Source organism: Streptococcus sp. SPS1 (assembly GCF_030439915.1).
GTDB lineage: Bacteria > Bacillota > Bacilli > Lactobacillales > Streptococcaceae > Streptococcus.
On the sequence record NZ_JAQFJG010000002.1, the window covers coordinates 1 to 21537 of the forward strand.

The following is a 21537-nucleotide window of genomic DNA, read 5'->3' on the forward strand; positions in this document are numbered from 1 at the left end:
AGCAAGCTCCTCCTTCAGCGTTCTACTTGCATGTATTAGGCACGCCGCCAGCGTTCGTCCTGAGCCAGGATCAAACTCTCATTAAAAGTTTGAGTTCTCACTCATTTCTGTCACTGACAGATTTATTGTTTTTTTCATTGTTCAGTACTACAACCTTGGTTGTAGTGCCCTGCACATTGGTTCGTCTTGTTCAGTTTTCAAAGGTCTTTGTCACTCGCCGCTTTCAAGCGACAACTAGTTTAGTATATCACAGCCGCTTTCGCTTGTCAACACTTTTTTGAAACTTTTTTAATCTTTTTTTCATCAAGTGTTCCTACCGCAACATACCATAGTCCGTACGGGATTCGAACCCGTGTTACCGCCGTGAAAAGGCGGTGTCTTAACCCCTTGACCAACGGACCAGAGTTGTTATTTTCAACTCTTACTATTATACAGGCTTTTTAAACTTTGTCAACACCTTTTTCTAATTTTTTTCATTTTTTTTGTATGACTTCCTAATGAGTACGGATATCAAACTCCTTAAACACAATGCGTAAATCCCTCAATACTCTTTGACGTCCTCGAAAATATTCATTTCTTAAAACACGTTCTAATTCTTCTTGTTTTTCTTTACTTTGTTCCTTTCTATACCTCCATAATGTTTCATGAAAGAGATAATAGTCATCTAGCCAGAGACCGCCCTCACTTATACGATGACTGATCTCACCCACTTCTTCATAAGGTTCTTTATTATATCTTCGTTTGTGGCTTTCTTGCTTACGGATATAGTCTAAAATTCGATTTCGGAATTTTGTTTTGAAATATTGCCTTAAACGAGGGATATCTTCTACCAATTCTTCTTCTCTACTAATCAATTCATGTAAGCAAATCATACCCTCTTGGTTCCAATCCGATAGCTCCCATAAATGAAGGTAATATTCATTTCTACACTTATCTACACTCCCCTGGACTTCTTCATACAATTCTTTAATCATTCTTTTCCCCTTTCTGTTTACAGTCTAACAGATTCAAATACACTTTTGGCACATTTCAGCCATTCTGCACCCTTTACCGCCTCAACCGCACAAAAAAGAGAGGACAAGCCTCTCTTTGGGTTATTTTTCGTCATTCATTTTTGACTTTACTTCATCATAAGATAATGCATGAGACTCCTCTTCTACGGTTTCAGGCATCTTTCCTGTTTCATAAAGAGCTTTAATTTGTGTACTATCCAATGTTTCGTATTTCAATAATGCTTCTGCAATCAACTTGTGAGTTTCACGATTTGACTGAATAATTTCAGCAGCTTTATTTCGTGCCTCATTCAATAATGAACGAACCTCTTCGTCAATTTCATAAGCTGTTTGTTCTGAAATTGATTTTTGAGGGCTTTGTGCACCAAACATGGCATGATTTCCTTCATATTGAACTGGACCAAGTTTTTCACTCATACCGTACTCTGTAACCATTGCACGCGCCATTTGTGTCGCCTGTTCAAAGTCGTTTGAAGCTCCTGTCGTTTGGACATTAAAGATAATTTCTTCAGCTACACGTCCACCCATTAAGCCAGCCAATTGCTCTTTCATATCTTCTTTGGATAGAAGCATTTGATCCTCTTTAGGAAGTGCAATCATGTAACCACCTGCACGACCTCTTGGTACAATTGTAACCTTATGAACAACACGGGCATTCGACAAGACTAGACCAACAATGGTATGTCCTGCCTCATGGTAGGCAACCAATTCACGTTCTTTTTGTGAAACTGTCTTATCTTTCTTAGAAGGTCCAGCAATCACTCTATCTTCTGCTTCATCAATATCTGAAGCATCAATTATCGATTTATTGCGACGAGCGGCAACCAAGGCTGCTTCATTCAAGACATTCTCTAAATCAGCACCAACAAAGCCTGGAGTTTGTTGAGCAACTAATTTCAAATCAACATCTTCTGCTAAAGGCTTGTTCTTAGCATGAACTTTCAAGATTGCTTCGCGCCCCTTAACATCAGGACGGCCAACCAATACTTTTCTATCAAAACGTCCTGGACGCAAGAGGGCAGGGTCAAGTACATCTGAACGGTTTGTAGCAGCGATGACGATAATCCCTTCATTTCCCTCAAAACCATCCATCTCAATCAAGAGTTGGTTCAAAGTTTGTTCACGTTCGTCATTTCCTCCGCCAAGACCAACTCCACGTTGACGTCCAACAGCATCAATTTCATCGATAAAGATGATAGCTGGTGCTGCTTTTTTGGCATCTTCAAAAAGAGAACGAACACGACTAGCTCCAACTCCGACAAACATTTCTACAAAGTCAGAACCTGAGATACTAAAGAATGGAACGCCTGCTTCTCCGGCGACTGCCTTAGCAAGCAATGTCTTACCTGTTCCCGGAGGTCCCTCCAAAAGAACACCTGCTGGAATCCGGGCTCCAAGTTTTGTAAATCGTTTTGGATCTTTTAAGAATTCAACAACTTCAACTAGTTCTTGTTTTTCTTCCTCAGCTCCAGCAACATCTGAAAATCTTACTTTAATATCTTCTTTATTTGCAGCTTTAGCCTTACTACGTCCAAAACTCATCGGGTTACGACCATTGCCTCCCCCCATATTTCCCATCATAGAGAATAGGAAGAAGAATAGAATTCCAAATGGCACAATGGATACGAGTAGATTAATCCACATACCACTTGAACTTTCATGCTTAATAGTTACTTCTGCTTTATGGTCCGAAGCAAGTTTTTGCAATTCTGATACTGTGGTATCGGAGGGAAGAATAATACTTGAAAATTTCTCTACTGTTGTAGCAGAAGGAGAAAAGAACTGGATACCTGTTTCTTCTTTACTTGTTTTAGGATTTTTATAAACACCCGAAACTTCGATAACACTACCATTTGGTTGGTAGGTTAATTCTTTTACATTGTCATCGGTAATTTCTTTTACCAATTCTGTATAATTAATTTGCTCACTTTTCCCTGCAACACTACCTGTACTAAAATACTGGTAAGCTGTAACTAGGAAAAAAATAAGTAATAACCATAGAAATGGATTTTTAATTAAACCATTATTTTGTTTTTTCATTAAAAATTGTTCTTTCTAATTTGAATACACTTCTTCTTTCAATACTCCAACATAAGGAAGGTTACGATAATTTTCTTTGTAGTCTAAACCATAACCTACTACAAATTCATTTGGGATCGTAAAGCAGGTATAGTCTGCCTCAATTTCTACAACACGTCCTTCTGGTTTATCCAACAAGGTTGCAATCTTAACAGAAGCTGCTTCTCTTGCAATAAACATATCTCGCAAATTCTTCAAAGTTTGACCTGTATCAATGATATCTTCTACAAATAGAACATGTCTTCCTTTGATATCTTGAGTTACATCTTGCTTGATATTGATGACACCACTACTTGCTGTTCCACCATGGTAGCTAGAAACCATCATAAAGTCCATTTCAATATGTGTATCAATATGTTTGACCAATTCAGCCATAAAAGGAATAGATCCTTTTAAAATCCCAACTAAAATTGGATTTTTTCCTGCATAGTCTTTGGTTAATTGAGTACCTAATTTTTTAGCAGCTTCTGTAATTTCATCGTGTGAAACGAGGATTTTTTTAATATCGTTTTCTAACATTTTTTTACCTATCTATTTTTTCTATATAAAGTACAGTGTTCATTATATCATTTTTCGTGTTTTTACTCAAATTACTGGTCGCAATTCCAAAAATTGAGACAATTTCACCAAATTGCTCAATAATCAGAGCTGATTTTCGCTTTTCCATAGGGATTTTCAAATCAATAAATAGACGTCTAAGTTTTTTTCTATGCCCATTTTGAATCAAAAAATCTCCTGTTTTTCGATGACGAATGTGTATGGATGTTTCCCGTGAAACAGGTACCTGCTGAATTAATTCACCTTCTAAAGGAAGTCCAAAGGAAAATAAATAACCTTGGTAAGATACCTGATTTTGATAGTGTAACACAAGTTCATCTTCCTTTTCATCAGCCTGCGGACTGATTTTACAAATCTGAAAATGTTGGTACTCTTTTATCAATTCATAGCCATTTTTAAGTGGATGACGATACTGGCTTTTAATTTTTAAAATTTGTCTAACTTCTTCAAACTGAGCTTTTGTGAGATTCAAATCTGGAAAACGATTCAGATAAGTTTGAAGTAAAACTCTTTGTGTAGACTCAGAGTAAGACAATAGCTGCTCTAAATTTTCTACATCAATATTCTTTGATAATTCAGCTATAGCTAAGTCATAATCTAAAATTTCATTTCCGATACTTAAGATTGCATCTCTAAATCTAGGATTTTCTTTTTCTAATTCTGGTAAATAAGAGTTTCGAATACGATTGCGAAAATAATGATTTTCCTGATTTGATATATCTTCAAAGTGAAAAATTGGTGGAAAGTCTTTTTTATGGAAATGCAAGAAGGGCCGAATAAGTTCTATATCTCCGACTACTTGCTTCTCCTTAATTCCTGATAGGTAGCGCAAACGAGTTCCTCGAATCAAACGCATCAAAATCGTTTCCACCTGGTCATCCGCATGGTGGGCAGTGACTAAGGCTGTCGCACCTGTCTTTTTCATGACCTCTTGAAAAAAATCATAACGAAAATGTCGAGCACGCGCTTCTGAAAATTCTCCTGAAAAATTGCTGACATAAATAGGAAGTCCAGCTTCAGCAGCCAACTTCCTTAATTCCTTTTCTTCCCAATCTGATTCTACTCTCTGCTTATGATTCACATGTGCTAAAATCAGTTCAATTTCTAACTCTTTTTGATAAGTAGATAATACCTTAAATAGAAACATAGAATCTAACCCACCAGAAAGAGCTAGCACCACCTTAGTATGATTTTTGAAATATCCCTTCTTGAGAAAATGATTTAAAAAATCTTGTTCCCTCATTTTAGAACCTCATAAACATCCTGAGCTATCTGAGAAATTGTATCATAATCAGAATTCTTAGTGAAAATAGAAAGAATAAATGGAGAATCTGCATAGACAACACCCGTATCATGCTTAAATTCATCCGCATCCCCAATTTTATGAGCTACCTTCACAGAAACACCTTTGGCAATTCGCTGATTATCAAAATCTGTTTTAGTCAAAGACTCTAGCACAAATCCATTTTGATTATAAATAGCTTCCATGACCTTCCCGGCCATCTTGGAAGAAATCAATTTTTCTTTTGAATCCCAATCATCCCCCATAATAGCAGACATCTTAGATTTGAATGCGGCATCAGATTGGTTTGAAATGTAATATCCCAATATGTTATGAGCTACATTATCCGATTCTTTTGATACTTTTGTGATTAAGTCCTTGAGAGAATACTCTTTATTATCCTCTTTTTTAGGAAGACTACCACTTCCCTCTGGTTTATAAGAACCTGGAAAATCATTGACTTCAGATACGTATTTTACAGTCGTATCTAACTGATAAAGACCCTCATTTATTTTTTCTTGCGCATAATAGAGATAAGGGAGTTTCAAAACACTAGCTGCATACATCTTTTCATCTTGATTGATACCAGCTTCTTTTCCAGTAGTCAGTTGCTTAACATAAATAGAGAATGAATCCTTCTGATATTTTTCCGATAACATTTCTTGGACCTTACTCATCCGATTATCTTCTTCAGAAGTTGATTCTTTAGCTACCCATCCAGCCTGATCAATATGTAGAAATTCTCTTCCTTCTACAAACATGGTCTTGTCGATTAATACTTGCGAATAAGCTGATAAGGATGATTTCACTTCTTTTAAATCATAAGGGCTATTATACAGTTTAAAGTCAGATTCTAACCATACTTTTTTGATTGTTGGAGTCACCTCTGACTGATCATATAAAAATCGTTTGTCCGCAGCTATAAATTGATGATTTGATAGCTTAAATACCGGAATTCCTTGTTTATTTAAGCGCCACTCAGTTATTTGAAAACTTGTTTTAGGAGTCAATTTTCCAGATTCCACTACTAAATCTTCATTCGCATAGACAGGAACTTCTCCATAAACCATAGGAGAACTTAGCTTTTCTCTAAAATAAATACCAAAGTCAGATTGTGAAAGGTAATAAATTTCTTTCGAAGTATAGACGACTTCTTTTTCTGTGCTAACAACTTTTGAAATGGTCAAAAAACTCGGTAGCAACAAAATAATTAAGAATTTACGCATTCTTCCTTTCCTTTTCTTCTTGTAAACGCAATAATTGATTTTTATCAGCCAACTCTTCCAGCTTTTCATCCGATAGACTCAAAAATTGCTCAATTACGTCTAATAAATTTTCCATTTTATCACCTTTGAAGCAAGTCAGGAATCGTATAAACTATTTCCCTCGACTTAGAATAATAGTACTTCGCTCGTGTATATTTGGCAGCATAATCCTCATCTTTCAACTTGGTAGCAAATGCTGTCTCCTTATCCTTTTCATCACTCAAAGTCTGATACTGAGTTTGCAAGTCTGCTAGTTGCTGACGTCTTTGGAGTAATTGCTGATAGCTCTGCGCTAAATTAAAAGTTGGCAAAATAAATAACAGCATAATCAAAATCAATACCCACCCCATAAAACGATTCCGTTTTTGCCGTTCTTTCATCAGGTAGCGACGGCGTTGGTGTTCATTTTGAATAAAAGAATTATTCAATTGTACAATATTTTTAGACATTTTCTTCTACCCGTGTTTCACTGATAATTTCATACATGCCTGCTGCATCTTCTTTTTTTGTACTATCTTTCATCTCTAGTACTTTGACAAGTAGCAACTTATTGCCAAATCGAATTTCAACTTGGTCATTAACTTTCAAATCCGTTGAACTTTTGGCCAAGATTCCATTCACCTTGATTCTGCCTTTATCTGCTACTTCTTTTGCGACTGTACGACGCTTGATAATTCGCGATACTTTTAAATATTTGTCTAATCTCATCCTTATTACCTCAACTTATTATTGTACCATTTTTATCTATTTTATAGAAGAAAAATATCAAATGGAATTTTCTTTCTTCGACTCTTTTATTTCTAATAAACTTTCTCCAAAAATCAGCAGACCTTCTAAAATTTCATAATCTTTCTTATTTTGGACATCAAATACAAGCTCCATTGATCCCTTATTCTCAGCGATGCCTGCTTTTAAGTTCGTTGCGGATAAAGCTTTAAAATAATCTTGAGCTAAAAACAGTCGTTGAGTGACTTTTTCAAATTGAACTGTAATTTTATTATCTTTTCTTTCCACACGTTGAACAAAGACCTTGTCCAAATATGACTTGACTAAACCAATCTCTAAAAGATATGCTACTACATCTGGGTATTCTCCAAAACGGTCTATCAACTCCTCTTGTAACTCTTCATAATTGACACGGTTGTCAATTTGACGAATTTTCTTGTAAATTTCAATCTTATGTCGTTGATCAGAAATATAAGTATCAGGAAGATAGGCATCAATTTGTAAAATCAATTCGGCATTACCTTTGGTTCTTGTATTCCCATTACCATGTCGTTTAGCAATAGCTTCCTCTAGTAACTGCGAATACAATTCAAAACCAACAGAATCAATGAAACCAGACTGGGATTTTCCTAGGAGATTCCCTGCTCCACGAATCGAAAGATCTCGCATAGCAATCTTAAATCCGGATCCCAATTCTGTAAATCCTTTAATCGCTTCTAATCTCTTCTCAGAGACTTCACTAATTGATTTTTCTGGACGATACATTAGATAGGCATAAGCAATACGATTACTACGACCGACTCTTCCTCTTAACTGATACAAGGTTGACAAGCCCATATGGTCCGCATTTTCAATAAATAAAGTATTGGCATTTGGAATGTCCACTCCTGTCTCAATAATGGTAGTTGTCACCAAAATATCGTATTGTCCCTCAATAAAGTCTAATAGAGTATTTTCCAACTGGATTTCACTCATGCGACCATGAACATAACCAATAGAAGCCTCTGGAATCAACTCCTGTAATTCGGAAACCTTCTGGTCAATCGTGTCAACTTTGTTGTAAAGGTAGTAAACTTGACCTCCACGCTCCATTTCACGCAAGACCGCATCACGAATGACACTATAATTCTTTTCCAAAACATATGTCTGAACAGGATAACGATTAGTCGGCGGAGTTTCAATAACAGACAAATCTCTGATTCCCAGCATAGACATGTGAAGGGTACGAGGAATTGGCGTTGCTGTCAAGGTCAGGACATCTACTTGTTTTTTCAGTTCTTTCAAGGTTTCCTTATGCTTGACACCAAATCGCTGTTCCTCATCAATAATCATCAAGCCTAAATCAGCAAACACAACATCTTTTGACAAAACACGATGAGTTCCAATCAAAATATCAACTTGACCGTTTTTCAATTTTTCAAGTGTTTCGGTCTGCTCTTTTTTACTTCTAAAACGACTCAATACATCAATATTAACTGCAAAATTTTGGAATCGTTCCTTAAAATTCGTATAGTGCTGTTGCGCTAAAACCGTCGTTGGAACTAGAACGACAACCTGTTTGTGATCATTGACTGCCTTAAAGGCTGCACGCATAGCAACTTCAGTCTTTCCAAAACCAACATCCCCAACTAAAAGTCGATCCATTGGCTGAGAAGCCTGCATATCTCTCTTGATTTCCTCAACACTACGAAGTTGATCATCCGTTTCAACATAAGGAAAGGCATCATCAAAAGCATGTTGATCTTCATCATCAGCTGAAAAAGCAAAACCCTTCAACTGGCTGCGTTCAGAATAAAGTTTGATTAAATCATCAGCTATATCCTCTACCTGGTTCTTAACTTTTTGCTTGGCCTTTTTAAAATGACCGTCATTTAATTTATTGAGTTTTGGAGCTTTACCATCACTTGAAATATATTTGGACAGTAGATGAATCTGTTCCACGGGGATAGAAATTTGATCACCATTTTGGTATTGGACACTGACATAATCGCGATGAATTCCCTTGATTTCAATTGTTTCAATTCCTAAATATTGACCAATCCCATGGATATGATGGACAACGTAGTCCCCTTTTTCAAGTTCATTGTAATCTTTTAATCTCTCTGCGTTTGAAACATGTTGTCTTCGAAAACGACGTTTCAATTTCTTTTGAAAAATCTCATGTTCAGTTATCAATAAAATCTTTTCATCTACAAAATGAAAACCATGTCTGAGATTACCCTCGATTAAGTTTACAGATTCTTGACAGATTCTTGACTTATCTCTAGAATCCAATTTAATATGATATTCCTCTAACACATCCTCCAATGTTTTACTTCCCATTGAATTGCTAGACTGCAGAATAATGGTGTAATCCATTTTTTTGTATCGTTCAATTTCTTCTTTTAGAAAAGAAAATTGATTGAAAAATTCCTGCATAGGATATTGATTGAATTGATAAATTTTGTCAAATTTGAGATTTCCTAAACCTTTTTGAAGATTAGAGAAAAAGGTCACTGGACTTTGTTTTTTATAGATTTGTTCAATATCAGCAAAATACTGCATATCAGAAAATGCTTTACTATTCTGTAATTCTTCTGTAAAGTACTGCGCTAATTCTCTTTCAAATACTTCATACTGATTCATTAATTTTTGATAATCATCAAAGAATATTGGGGTATCTTTTTCAATATAGTCAAAAACAGTCCATATCTTGTCATAACACAAAGATAAAAATTTCCGGGAATCAGAATGAATTTGTTTTTGGTGAAAACTTGAAAGAATTTCTTCTAAGTATGATTTTAAAATAGGTGATAGCGTTTTTGAAATTTGTTTTTCTAAAGCTGACTGACCTCGTTGATAATCCTTTTCTCTCAAAAGTATGTCGCTAGCTGGAAAGATTGTGAGTTCTGTCTGATTTTCTTTTGATAATTGTGTTTCAACTTCAAACGACCTGATACCATCTACTTCATCACCAAAAAACTCAATTCGGCAAGGTTCTAACTGGGATATTTCAAAAATATCTAAAATATCTCCTCGAAGACTAAATTCGCCCTGAGTTTGTACTTGTGTAACCTTTCGATAGCCGATTTCTTTTAACTGATGGATAAGTGTGTTTTGGTCATATTCTTCACCAACTGAGATTTTTACAACACTATCTTTGAATACATTGGGAGACGGTAAAATCAATCGACTTGCTGCGATATTACAAACTAAAATCCCTCTCTTAGAGGAATCAGTCAAAAAACGCAAGGCTTCAACCCGTGAAATGATTTTTTCTTGTGAAGATATCAAAAACTCGACCATAGGGTAGTCATCTACCAAAAATGGATAGACAAGTTCCTCACCCAAGACAGATATAAGATCACTAACAAGTCCTTCTGCTTCTCCATAAGTTGACGTCAACAACACAATCTTATCTTCCTGTCTCAAACTACTAGCAATTGCTAAAGCTTTTGTAGAAGTTGACAAGCCTAACATTAATTGTCTTTTCTTATCTGTCAGATTTAGATGCCATTTTTTAATCTGATCATTTTCTGAGAATAAATCTAATAAGGTCACCATTTATCCGTTATACCTCTGCATCGTTTTTTCAAAGTTTTTCTCTTGTAAATAGTAGTTTACAGAGCCGTCAACTTTGTCAATAGACTGTAAAATACCAATATAATCATCCTTGTCAAACTTACTCAAAACATGGTTAACAACTGATATTCCATTTTTAGGTCTTCCGATTCCAATCTTAACACGATTAAAGGTTTGGGTTCCAATATGTTGAATAATAGACTTGATACCATTGTGACCACCTGCTGAGCCTTTTGCTCTTAAACGAATCTTTCCAACTTCCATGTCAAGATCATCGTAAATGATGAGTAAATCTTCAATATCCAAACCATAGTAAGTCAATAAAGCATGAACTGCTTTTCCACTTTCATTCATAAAGGTCGTTGGTTTGACAAGATAAATTTTTTCTCCATTTAGGAAAAAGGATGCTAGGTCAGCTTGAAATATCTTATCGTGTGTAAAAGTGACATTCTGTTTCCTCGCTAGTTGGTCAATCAACATAAAACCAACATTGTGTTTTGTTTCAAAATATTTATCCCCTGGATTTCCCAAGCCTACAAGTAATTTGGTCATTTATTTTTCCTTTCAAAAGCCAAAAGGGTTGGAATTTTTTTCCAACCTAATTGACACTATTTATTAAATTTTTAGACATTAAAGCGGAATTCCATGATATCGCCGTCTTGAACGATATATTCTTTACCTTCTTCACGCAAACGTCCAGCTTCTTTTACGGCCTTTTCAGATCCGTATTTCACTAGATCCTCATATGACATGGTTACTGCACGGATAAAGCCTTTTTCAAAGTCTGAGTGGATAATACCAGCTGCTTGTGGAGCCTTCATACCACGTTTGAAGGTCCAAGCGCGAACTTCTTTTTCACCAGCTGTAAAGTAAGTTCCCAGTCCAAGCAAGTGGTAAGCTGCACGAGTCAACTTATCAACGCCTGATTCTGTCAACCCAAGAGCTTCAAGAAACTCTTGCTTGTCTTCATCGTCTAACTCAGAAATTTCTTCCTCAGCACGCGCAGAAATAACGACTACTTCAGCATTTTCTGTCGCTGCAAATTCACGAATTTGTTTGACATAGTCGATAGAGTCAGGTTCTGAAACCACATCCTCGTCCACATTAGCAACATAAAGAACTGGTTTAGTTGTCAAAAGGAAGAGACCTTTTACAACCTTTTGTTCCTCGTCTGTAAATTCGATTGTACGAGCTGATTTTCCATCTTCAAGGACTGGTTTAATCTTTTGAAGAACATTAAATTCTGCTACAGATTCTTTATCTTTTTGCGTACGTGCCATCTTTTCTACACGCGCATATCGTTTGTTCACTGATTCTAAGTCAGCAAGAATCAATTCCAGATTAATTGTATCAATATCTGCAAGTGGATCTACAAAGGCGTCTTCACGTCCTTGCTCACGCATTACATTTTCATCATCAAAAGCACGAACTACATGAACAATCGCATCTACTTCACGGATATTAGCCAAGAATTTATTCCCTAGCCCTTCTCCTTTTGAAGCTCCTTTTACAATTCCTGCGATATCTGTAAATTCAAATGTTGTTGGAACTGTCTTTTTAGGAGTAATCATTTCAGTCAATTTTTGTAGACGTTCATCTGGAACTTCCACCATTCCAACGTTTGGGTCAATAGTCGCAAATGGGTAGTTAGCTGCCTCTGCTCCTGCTTTTGTAATTGCATTAAATAGTGTTGATTTACCAACGTTTGGCAAACCAACGATACCTGCTGTTAAAGCCATATTTTCTCATTCTCCGTTTTCATTTCAATCCCTAATATTATAACACAAAATGTGAGAAAAAGCTGAAACCCCTTGATATAGCCGTTTTTTGTCCCTTAATGATGAATTTTAAGAACTTTTTAGGAACTTTGTAAATTCTCAATGGCTTTTTCATAAAAGGAAGTCGCCTTTTTCTTATTGTCTTTGGATAGGTGGCTATAGATGTCCATAGTCATAGAAAGTTTTGCATGGCCTAGCCGTGTTTGGATTTCTTTGTAAGGAAGTCCTGCATTGAGCAATAGACTAGCGTGGGTGTGTCGAAAAGCGTGGAAACTTAAATGAGGACATCCAGCCAGTTTTAAATGCTTTTCTAGTCTGAATCTGAGCGCTCCAGCTTCTCTATAATTGTCAAAGGTATCAGAGAACACTTTTTCAAAAGTTACCCCTATTTCCCTACCTATTTGGGATTGTCTTGCTTTATAGAGCCGAAGCATGAGTACCGTTTTGGTATCCAGAGCTATTTCTCTAATACTACTTTTACTTTTAGGGCTAGTGATTTCCTTGAGGGTGTTTAAAGTCTTGGTAACTGAAATGTTACCGTTTTGTAGGTCAATATCAGACCATTTCAAGGCTAGACACTCACGAATACGCAAACCAGTCGCTAGAAGTGTCTTATATAACACCGTATCGGAGAAATTTTTATAAGTGTTTGGCAACTGATCCAGATAATCTAAGAATTTTTTTAAATTGTCGTCATCCAGATATTTCAGTTTTTTCCCTTCTTTGGGTTTGCGACGTGGGACGATGATATCACTAGCTGGATTTGAAGCAATGACTTGCAAGGAAACGGCATAGGATAATATGCGTTTATTTAAGGCATGGAGCTGGTTATATTGCTGATAACCTTTTCCTAGTTGATTGTAATCTATTGCCCACTGGTTTACCTGGTGCTGAATGATTGGGGGTGTCAGCTTATCCAACTTGTAGTCTCCAAAGGCTGGTAGGAGATACTTTTTTATGTTGTTTTTTGCCCCTATAAGGGTGCTATGTTTGACTGTATGGCAATAATTTTCTAGCCAGAGTTTCGTCAATTCCTGATAGGTGGTAACATTAACGGTTTTTGTGACTGTTGAGCCGTTTTTTTCAAACTCTACCTTGGCTTGGATAGCCTTGCTTTTGAGTCTGTTCTTGGTTCTGTCTGAAATAGTTGTCTTGACTTTCTTACCTGTTACGGTATCGATACCAAGATAAACGCTGGAACGGTAAACTACTGATCCATCTTTCTTTTTGTATTCTGTAATTTTCATGGTTTTACTCCTTTTCCATCAGCAGGCAAGCAATTAGAAAAGGTTTTGAGTTTATACCATGCGAGGAGCTACGAACCTCCCCTTATTTTCGATTTTAAGCAGTCAGACAATTGTACCAGAATATGAAACAAGGCGGATATGTGGCTTATATGGGGTTTGGGAAAAGTCCATATATTACAAGTAGTTTTATCTTAATGTGTCAGTGATATTATACCAATTATTCGGAAATCCAAGTGTGTCCAATACAATGCCGGCTTCAATGGAGTGCGCTTTTTTATTTAGAGCTTTGGTTCTTTTAATAATAGTGTTATGTAATTGAGCGTATTGTGTGGAAGCAAGTAGGCATTGTAAGGCAAGAAAAACATAATATACAGATTGTCTTGATGTATTGGCATTGTTATTGTAATAGTGGAAATAAGCTAATTGTGGAAGATTCTCACGACATTTATAATTGAAAAGCTTATTATTATGAGCAGTGATATTTCTAATTTCTAGTATATTTTTAATAATACTTTCTAAAGCCTTTCCACTTAAAAGGTCTTTACTAGGTCTATTTTGGATGTATTCAATATTTTCTTGTAAGAATGGTGATAAATCTCTAGCTATCTGATTTTTTATATCAGTGTTTAGATTTCTATAAAAGTTAAATGCTTGCCCTAATGTAAGTTCATTGATGATAACCCAGAAAGGAACAACGCCATGTTGTTTATAGTGGTGCTTTATAGAATTGTTTTGCTTATCCCTATTATAATCATTGAGTATTCTAGCTAATATACTGATTAAATTAGTAATTTGTGCTAGCCTTTTTGTATCTTTTTGTGTTTCAAAATTATTAATATCTAGATAAGCGTATGGTGTTGGATATGCTTCTGAAAAACGATATGCCAGTACGGATTTAAAGTGTTTTTCTGCATCTATAATTGCTTTTAAAAAAGCTGATTTAATTTCTTTATCGTAAAAGTGTGTTGCAGCTATTTCTCTAAAGTCTGCACCAGTTATAAATTTATCTTTTGATGTTTGAAAAAACTTACTATATCCGTTGACGACGTTGTAATAGTTGTTAGTTAGAAGGTATCTTTTACATTCTTCTATGTTATCTATTTCTAAACCTCTAGACTGGAGAAGTTTTATTTGTTCATCTAATGTTTGAAATGGTTTCATATATGTTCCTTATATACAAAAACACCACCTAGTAGAACTAGGCGGTGTTTCGCGTACTCTGTTCCCTTGGGAGCAGAAACTCTTCTCATTGCCTAATAATACTGTAATTTTGAGTTTTTGTCAATCTTTTTGGTTTGTTTTTTAAAAATTTTTGAGTATCGAAAAATCTCAACGCTGGGAAAGTTCGCTTTTTTCGTCCTAAAAATGTCCCTTCCGTGTTGTTTCGTAGTCCATGATTCTCCGTTATATTTGTCAATTTTGCCGTTTTTTGCACTTTAGTCTGTAAAATCGGCTTTCTATTCTTCAATTTCCCCTGTTTTTGCACAATAGATCTTAGAAATAAGGGTGCTATTTATCAGATAAGGATTTTAATAAGTTTAATACTATTTGCTTATCTTTTGGGGATAGGGATATGAAATCTACCAGTAATTGAGTTTCTTGAGGGTTCAATGTTCCAAGAGTAAATAGAAAATCATTTAGCTTCTGATCTGCTTCATTAATGATTCTATCATCTGATAAATATTTTTTTATTTCACGATTACTTAACTCATTAAAATTTGGAATGAGGCTTTTTAAAATTTCTTCACGATACTTACTTAAAAAATCTTCATCTTTTAAAGTCAATAAATTCTCTTTACCATCAGCTATTTTTAGTTCATAGTATGCTCTAAATGCTTTAAAAAATGCTTCATCAGAGCCATCTTTTTGACTTAAATTTTTTACAGATTCAATGAAATTGTTTTCATAACCAAGTAAGCGAGCAACGCTTACCCCAAAGTGGTTAGCGAGTAGCTGGGCTTTATCTGGTTTGATAGTATGTTTATTATTTTCCCAATTAGATATCACCATTTTGGATATTGGTTTTTCGTTTTCTTTTAGTTCTTTATTTATTATTTGAGCTAATTCATCTTGAGTTATTCCCTCTTTGGTTCTTAGAATCTTTAGTCTATTTTTTATTGTTGACATTTTATCACCTCAGTTAAATTATAACCGCTAAAAAAACTTTTGTAAAGTTTTTATTTATTTCCTCTTGACAAGTAAAGAAAAACATTATATACTTGGTCTAAGTAAAGATAAACTTTACAAATAAGAAAGGAGGGAACTGTATTGCTTATCACCTCAACACAAGCAAAAGCAATTCGCCGAAAGCAAGCGGACAAGAATTTGACTGCTAAAAGAGCCAGCGAGGAAATTGGAGTGAATCCAATTACTTACAGGAAAATCCGAGACGGAGGCGAAGTAAAGCCTAGCATTTACCAAAAAGCCATGCAGTGGCTTGCTGAAGATTATTAGAAAGGAGCGAACCAATCGTAATACTACTCTACATTTATAGATTTCTCATGTGGTGCTTTACCACTGGAGATTGATAAACGGATCTAGCTAAATATTTGCTTGCTACCTATAGCAGTATCAAGGGTTTGTAGGGGTTCATATTCTCCGATTTTCCCCTACTTTAATGCTTTACCTTGGTACTGTTTTAGGTGGCAAGCACTGACAAAAGAAGAAAGGAGCGAACCAATGGAATTGGTTTACATGGACGGCAAGAAAGAGCCGTATACTACGAGCGAGATTATCGCTGAATGTGCTGAAGTACAGCACCATACTATTACACGCTTAGTCAGAGACAATAAAGCTGATTTTGAAGCGTTGGGAATACTTGGATTTAAAATCCATAAATTAGATAAGAGAGGGCAACCGAAAAAAATCTATCTTCTGAATGAGCAACAAGCTACCTTGCTGATCACTTATCTAAAGAATACCGAACCAGTACGGCAATTCAAAATGAACCTAGTCAAAGCATTCTTTGAAATGCGTGAGGAACTTTCTAAACGCTATCTTCAAAGAGAACTGGAAAAGCCAAAGCGCAAGACCTTAACCGAAGCTATCAAATCATGGGAGAAAGCACCCAAGCATGCCTATAGCACTCTTACAAACCTATTGCTAAAGGGAGCTACTGGGAAAAACAAAGCCCAACTCATGCAAGAGCGAGAAAGTGAAAACGGTATTAACAGTTTAACAAGCGCGGAACTGACAAACTATCAGCGTTTGGAAGATATGGCAATAGCGATGATCAACTTGAATATGAGATATTCAGAAATTAAAGAACTAATTTTTAAAGCATAGGAGTATAGAAAATGGAAAATGATTTTAAGACAGTTACAAATGCCAAGGGGTTAGAAATTCCCAAGTATTTTAAGGATTTTAAAAAGCTAGTTGAGAAAGACAGACAACTAGCCGAATATCTTTGTATGAACTACGAGAACTTAGACAGTGAAGACCTGGGTGCATTTCTTGAAACGATGGAGCAGGGATTCAGCTGGATTCTGGATCTTATCGAAAGTAAAGACTTGCTTTATAGCCCCCAGACAGGGAAGAAAGCATGAAAAAAGTCAACAAAAAAAAGTCACTTGCGGAGAGTTTGGCGAACGAAGCAAGCGACAAGATTAAGGATATAGAAATTTTTTCTATACCTTGATTATAGCATAATATAGCGGTTTCCGCTAGTACATTGAAAATAAAATAAGGTACGCTGGGAAGATTTTAAATTTTTTTCGGTTTAGGGGTTGACATTATACCGTGCATAAGTATATAATAAAAGCACGGGCGAAAGTAAAGGAGTGATATAATGAGCCCAAGAACAGGAAGACCTATAAAGGGGAATGCTAAGCGTGATAAACGATTAGAGGTTAGACTGACAGCAGACGAATACAACGAAATTCAAGAAGTCGCTGACAGTTTGAATATTTCTAAAGCTGACACGATAGTTAAAGGCATTCAACTTTTAAAGTCACAAAAATAAAAGAAGCCTGCTACGTTCTCAACCGACCAAAGCGATAACGTAACAGACTCAGCCCCCACGAATGAGGTACGTAAATATCTTATCATGCGTACTCTTATTTGTCAAACACAGAAATAGAGTGCGCTTTTTGCGTACCCAAAAAATGAGGTATACAATGGGAAAACAACATCAAGCAGTAAAATTCAAGGATATTGCTGAAAAATTGTCCGAATTAGAGGGCAAAAATTTAGAAGAAATTGCTGGAGTATTAGGTTACCGCAACTTGGAGAGTTGCAGGGTCAACCTTTACAATCTGAGACAAAACAAGCGTCTAGGATTTGAAGTGGAAAAAGGGGTGTACTCCAAGTTCGCACTCTTGGACGATTCGGTAAAAGAGGAACTGGAAGACAAGGAATTGTCAGACCGTGGGCGCTATTTGAAGAGCGTAGACCGCTATAAGGCAATGCTAAACGCCTTTTCTATCGCCTTTGATAGCACAGTCAAGGCGGAAACCAGACAAAAAGCAGAACACGACGGCTTGAAGGCCTTGGACAGAATCCCAGATAAGCACTACGCCCTACTTTATGACATGATGGAGGGTTAGGGATGGAAGCAAAAACACACTTCGCTAGATTCATGCATAGAGGCATGGAGTTAGCAAGGCAATTACATAGCAAAGAAATCCAACGTGATGAATTTGATAGAGCCTGGAAAAGATTAGGCGATCAAATCGAAAACGAAACGAAGAAAAACTAAGAAAACCGAAGTGCAGGCAAGCAATTAGAAAAGGTTTTGAAAAACGAGTGCTGACACGGCGACTATAAGCACTTGTTTAGCAAAAATGTGGGTGATTACCCACGAAACATCACTACATGCGTCCGCCAACTAGGGGCAATCGCCCAGCGTTTGGAGTGGTGGTAATCGTGTATAGGAAACAGGCAAACCAAAAGAAAAAGGTAAAAATATGAATGATTATTTTAAAGAATTTGAAAAAGAGTTGGTACTTGTAGAGGAAAAGCTAGATATTTTATCAGAGTGGCATAATTCTAAGAATCATATTGGCGCTATGGAAATTGTCGAAGATTGTAATTCAGTAATTACTGATCTATGGCTAAGTTTTTATAAATTATCTGAAGCGTACAAGATGCAGGAAGCGAGTCATGAAGAATTTTATAATAAGAATGTTGAGAACTTACTGGGAGAATTAAAAAAATATGACGATGAGTGTGCAGAAATGTACAATAAAAAACCTGACTGGTTACTATTCAATTACTTAAATCAAGTAATAAACGAAAACAAGTTAAGTAATGATATTACTCATGAGACTGCTTCAACTTGGACGTATTTACGAAGTTTAGTTGTTTCTGATTTACAAAAAAGAGGGCTTTTAAAATGAATGAACTAGATTTAAGCAATACACAGGCGCTTATTTTTACCGTGATTTTGATTGTCTTTCTCATTTACTTAAACCACCGAGACCGCAAAAAAAGCGCTCAACTGGAGCGAGAAAACAGGAAACTAGGAGAAAGACCGAGTGAAAGTTTAAGCCCTGACTATGGGAGATATATCCAACTTGCAGGCATTAAGCCGTGGAGGTGATGATATGTTTGAAAGGATGATTGAAGAAATTCAAATAAAAATATTAGAAGCCTTAGAACGTTACCTAAAAAGTCGTGAGAAAATACCTCCCCGAATCATTGGACTGATTTCCGCAAAACGAGTACAGGAAGAGTTAGATATAAAATACCTGACCTTACAAAAATGGGAAAGAATGGGCTTGAAGCGTTATCAGCCTCCAGGAGACGATAGCAGAAAAGTTTATTATAAAGTGGACGAGATCCGTAAGTTTATGGGGGTGGGAGAATGAGAGTGATAGAGTTAACCTTGTCTAGTGACAAATTGGCCTTGTTTGGCTTTCTCAAGTCTACCCCTACCCAAGCTTGGAAGAATGGGGAACACTTCAAATTCATCTACTTTGAACCGATAGGCGAGGCGCTGACGGATTTCCACTATAAAGGTTTGTATGTGGCTGTAAAAGACAAAAAAGAGGAAGTAGAGGGCTGGAAATTAATTAGAGACTTGAAGATAGTTTTGGCCAGTCCTGACCTGCTGACGATCCTGAAAGAATTAGAGGTAAACAAATTGACCGAGCAACGACAGGGGCTTGGAGTGGAGTTAAAAGGCTGGGTTTTTGATCTGATTTGTAATGGCATTTATACCAGGTATGAGACTTCACTTTTTGTCCGCTTGCTATTTGTGAATGGCTACAGTTTTAGTCAGCTGGTAGATTTGTTTTCAGCAATCGTCAAACGCAAAGACCTAGCCAGCTATTTCCTAGAAATAGCGACAAAATTCTATAAGGAGGTGGCTTTTGAATAGTGAAGAAATTGTAAATAAAATCATTGAAGAAAATCAGAAACAAGCACCGCCTGAAGTGGTGGACTTGACCCAAGCAAGGGAGACCAATGAGGAAAACAATAGCCTGAATCTTACGCCTAAAACCAAAGGAAAAGGCTTCGCCATAACCTTGGACAATCTCAAGAAGATTTTGAGTGGGGATAGTAAACTAAAAGGGGCGATACAGTACAACACTTTTACATATGAAATTGACGTTACCAAGTCCATTAAGTTAAATGGTAGAACCTTGAGCGGAACAATCGATGACCTGATTATCAGAGAGATTAGGGCTTATATTGCTACTAAGTACAAGATGGATTATAAAAAGTCGGACATAGCGGATATCTTAGAAGTGGTGGCTGGAGAGCATAGCTACAACCCCTTAAAAGACTATCTGGAATCATGCGAAAACGAGTATAAAGAGTTAGTGAATCAGCGTGATCCTTTTGATATTTTAAGGCATTATCTCAATATCAAGGATGATGAATATAACCGTATTATCATGGACTTGTTTTTCCGTGGAGCGGTTGCCAAGGTGTTTGACCCTACTGTTAAGTTTGACTTTGTACTGGATTTGACTGGAAGGCAGGGAGTAGGAAAGACTCAATTTTTTGAGGGGCTTTTTACTCACAAGTATTTTACAACCGTTGAGACCTTCACAGACAAAGACGACAAGGCTAGAATGGTCAGAAACTGGTGTGTATTTGACGATGAGATGGTGGCTAGTAAAAAGGCTAGTTTTTCAGAATTGAAGAAATTCATCACGGAAACCAAGCTAGAGTTTAGACCGCCTTACGCTTCAAGTGACAGGCGATTGCCTAAGAGTTTTATTATTGTGAGGGCAACTAATGACCATGATTATTTGAACGACTTGACAGGAGAAAGGCGCTTTCTGGTTGCAGAAGTCCACAAGGACACCAACTATAAGGGAAGGAAGTGGACAGAAAAAGACCGCAGAGGCTTTTGGGGTGCTATGGTGATGGCTTGGAGAGCTAACCAAGTGCTGAACCTGACAGACGAGCAAGAAAAGCTAGTAAACGAGGTTAGAAGTCGTTACAAGTTTGTAGATGAAACCCTTGAGGATTTGGAGCGCTATTTAGGCACTCCTTACCCAAAAAGAATGTATCAGTTCCCGATGACCGACAGAATGCGATACTATTATATCTATGACATGATGAACGAGGGATACTATAGAAATAACAGGGGTGGAACAGTTGAACTTGACACAGACACCTATGGCGAACTGGTAGATAGGGACAAGATGACCATTAACCTATTTTTTCAAGAGGTGTATTTGACTGACAAAGTACCGCCAAAGGATAAGGCTAAGGTTAAAAAGTATATGCAAAACCGAGACGGCTGGGAACATAGGCGATCAACAAGATTTGGTAGAAGTATTAAACCAGCTTACGTTAAAAAAATGTAGTCAGTGTAGTTTATTTTTAAAAAGTGACTACATTTTAAATAGGAAGAAAACCCTTGATACATAAGGGGTTAGAAAAAAGTGTTGTTTTTACTATTTTACTGACTACACCCCTAACCCTTTGGTACTATTGACTTTTATATAAAAATGTAGTTATTTTCTATTTATTAAAGAGTATATGAAGATAAGAGATAAAAGGCGTTTATTGTTTATTTTTTTGGGAGCAAGGTGACTACATGACTACGCATGGCGAAAAGCCTTGTGACTG

General features: G+C 36.4%; 25 protein-coding genes, 1 tRNA gene and 1 rRNA gene. 11 read left to right on the plus strand and 16 right to left on the minus strand.

Annotated elements, in window-relative coordinates:
• The 16 genes from PCY12_RS01910 to PCY12_RS01985 all read right to left on the minus strand — a co-directional run.
• Window positions 1-86, minus strand: a 16S ribosomal RNA gene (locus PCY12_RS01910); the annotation flags it as partial.
• Window positions 87-329: 243 nt separating this feature from the next.
• Window positions 330-401 (minus strand) — tRNA-Glu (locus PCY12_RS01915).
• A 93-nt stretch (window positions 402-494) separates the two neighbouring features.
• Entirely contained in the window at window positions 495-974 is a 480-nt protein-coding gene (locus PCY12_RS01920; RefSeq protein ID WP_301351273.1) for a sigma-70 family RNA polymerase sigma factor, read from the minus strand.
• A 120-nt stretch (window positions 975-1094) separates the two neighbouring features.
• Window positions 1095-3053 (minus strand): ATP-dependent zinc metalloprotease FtsH, encoded by a 1959-nt coding sequence (ftsH, locus tag PCY12_RS01925; protein ID WP_301351274.1) that lies wholly within the window; start codon window positions 3051-3053, stop codon window positions 1095-1097.
• A gap of 15 nt (window positions 3054-3068) precedes the next feature.
• Window positions 3069-3611, minus strand: coding sequence for a hypoxanthine phosphoribosyltransferase (gene hpt, locus PCY12_RS01930; protein ID WP_301351276.1), 543 nt, complete (start codon window positions 3609-3611; stop codon window positions 3069-3071).
• A 4-nt stretch (window positions 3612-3615) separates the two neighbouring features.
• Entirely contained in the window at window positions 3616-4893 is a 1278-nt protein-coding gene (gene tilS / locus PCY12_RS01935) for a tRNA lysidine(34) synthetase TilS (RefSeq protein WP_301351278.1), read from the minus strand.
• Window positions 4890-6158, minus strand: coding sequence for a class A beta-lactamase-related serine hydrolase (locus PCY12_RS01940; RefSeq protein WP_301351280.1), 1269 nt, complete (start codon window positions 6156-6158; stop codon window positions 4890-4892). Before PCY12_RS01940 ends, tilS begins: the two co-directional genes overlap by 4 nt.
• Window positions 6151-6273, minus strand: a complete 123-nt coding sequence (locus PCY12_RS01945) for an SP_0009 family protein (RefSeq protein WP_000429334.1) — start codon at window positions 6271-6273, stop codon at window positions 6151-6153. The genes PCY12_RS01940 and PCY12_RS01945 overlap by 8 nt, the downstream gene beginning before the upstream one ends.
• A gap of 4 nt (window positions 6274-6277) precedes the next feature.
• Window positions 6278-6646 (minus strand): septum formation initiator family protein, encoded by a 369-nt coding sequence (locus PCY12_RS01950; protein ID WP_000041903.1) that lies wholly within the window; start codon window positions 6644-6646, stop codon window positions 6278-6280.
• Complete coding sequence (locus PCY12_RS01955; RefSeq protein WP_001234978.1) at window positions 6639-6905, minus strand: RNA-binding S4 domain-containing protein; 267 nt, start codon at window positions 6903-6905, stop codon at window positions 6639-6641. Before PCY12_RS01955 ends, PCY12_RS01950 begins: the two co-directional genes overlap by 8 nt.
• A 57-nt stretch (window positions 6906-6962) precedes the next feature.
• Entirely contained in the window at window positions 6963-10466 is a 3504-nt protein-coding gene (mfd, locus tag PCY12_RS01960) for a transcription-repair coupling factor (protein WP_301351282.1), read from the minus strand.
• Window positions 10467-11036 carry an aminoacyl-tRNA hydrolase gene (gene pth, locus PCY12_RS01965; RefSeq protein ID WP_301351283.1) on the minus strand — a complete coding sequence of 190 codons (570 nt, stop codon included), beginning with the start codon at window positions 11034-11036 and terminating at the stop codon, window positions 10467-10469.
• 71 nt (window positions 11037-11107) lie between these two features.
• Window positions 11108-12223, minus strand: a complete 1116-nt coding sequence (ychF, locus tag PCY12_RS01970; protein ID WP_004269823.1) for a redox-regulated ATPase YchF — start codon at window positions 12221-12223, stop codon at window positions 11108-11110.
• Window positions 12224-12342: 119 nt separating this feature from the next.
• Window positions 12343-13509 carry a site-specific integrase gene (locus PCY12_RS01975; protein WP_000704673.1) on the minus strand — a complete coding sequence of 389 codons (1167 nt, stop codon included), beginning with the start codon at window positions 13507-13509 and terminating at the stop codon, window positions 12343-12345.
• A 186-nt stretch (window positions 13510-13695) separates the two neighbouring features.
• Entirely contained in the window at window positions 13696-14670 is a 975-nt protein-coding gene (locus PCY12_RS01980) for an Abi family protein (RefSeq protein ID WP_000802143.1), read from the minus strand.
• Between the two features lie 348 nt (window positions 14671-15018).
• On the minus strand, window positions 15019-15636 hold the full coding sequence (locus tag PCY12_RS01985) for a helix-turn-helix transcriptional regulator (protein ID WP_000104073.1): 618 nt from the start codon (window positions 15634-15636) through the stop codon (window positions 15019-15021).
• A 141-nt stretch (window positions 15637-15777) separates the two neighbouring features.
• Between PCY12_RS01985 and PCY12_RS01990 the strand changes: the two genes are divergently transcribed.
• The 11 genes from PCY12_RS01990 (at window position 15778) to PCY12_RS02040 (ending at window position 21272) form a co-directional block, all read left to right on the plus strand.
• Entirely contained in the window at window positions 15778-15963 is a 186-nt protein-coding gene (locus tag PCY12_RS01990) for a hypothetical protein (protein WP_000909284.1), read from the plus strand.
• Between the two features lie 225 nt (window positions 15964-16188).
• Complete coding sequence (locus PCY12_RS01995) at window positions 16189-16794, plus strand: Rha family transcriptional regulator (protein ID WP_301351286.1); 606 nt, start codon at window positions 16189-16191, stop codon at window positions 16792-16794.
• 11 nt (window positions 16795-16805) lie between these two features.
• Window positions 16806-17054 carry a hypothetical protein gene (locus PCY12_RS02000; protein WP_301351287.1) on the plus strand — a complete coding sequence of 83 codons (249 nt, stop codon included), beginning with the start codon at window positions 16806-16808 and terminating at the stop codon, window positions 17052-17054.
• 242 nt (window positions 17055-17296) lie between these two features.
• Window positions 17297-17470, plus strand: coding sequence for a hypothetical protein (locus PCY12_RS02005; RefSeq protein WP_000075008.1), 174 nt, complete (start codon window positions 17297-17299; stop codon window positions 17468-17470).
• Between the two features lie 154 nt (window positions 17471-17624).
• A complete protein-coding gene (locus PCY12_RS02010; protein WP_000517935.1) occupies window positions 17625-18053 on the plus strand; it encodes a hypothetical protein in 429 nt (142 codons plus the stop codon).
• Window positions 18054-18055: 2 nt separating this feature from the next.
• Complete coding sequence (locus PCY12_RS02015; RefSeq protein ID WP_185756869.1) at window positions 18056-18205, plus strand: hypothetical protein; 150 nt, start codon at window positions 18056-18058, stop codon at window positions 18203-18205.
• A gap of 208 nt (window positions 18206-18413) precedes the next feature.
• Complete coding sequence (locus tag PCY12_RS02020) at window positions 18414-18845, plus strand: hypothetical protein (protein ID WP_261102808.1); 432 nt, start codon at window positions 18414-18416, stop codon at window positions 18843-18845.
• Window positions 18842-19048: a hypothetical protein gene (locus PCY12_RS02025; protein ID WP_301351289.1), complete on the plus strand. Its 207-nt coding sequence runs from the start codon at window positions 18842-18844 to the stop codon at window positions 19046-19048. The genes PCY12_RS02020 and PCY12_RS02025 overlap by 4 nt, the downstream gene beginning before the upstream one ends.
• Before the next feature lie 4 nt (window positions 19049-19052).
• The gene (locus tag PCY12_RS02030; protein WP_301351291.1) at window positions 19053-19316 is read left to right on the plus strand and encodes a hypothetical protein; all 264 of its coding nucleotides are present in this window, start codon (window positions 19053-19055) and stop codon (window positions 19314-19316) included.
• The gene (locus PCY12_RS02035; protein WP_125443998.1) at window positions 19313-19828 is read left to right on the plus strand and encodes a hypothetical protein; all 516 of its coding nucleotides are present in this window, start codon (window positions 19313-19315) and stop codon (window positions 19826-19828) included. The genes PCY12_RS02030 and PCY12_RS02035 overlap by 4 nt, the downstream gene beginning before the upstream one ends.
• Window positions 19821-21272 (plus strand): virulence-associated E family protein, encoded by a 1452-nt coding sequence (locus PCY12_RS02040; RefSeq protein ID WP_301351293.1) that lies wholly within the window; start codon window positions 19821-19823, stop codon window positions 21270-21272. Before PCY12_RS02035 ends, PCY12_RS02040 begins: the two co-directional genes overlap by 8 nt.
• Window positions 21273-21537 lie beyond the last annotated feature (265 nt).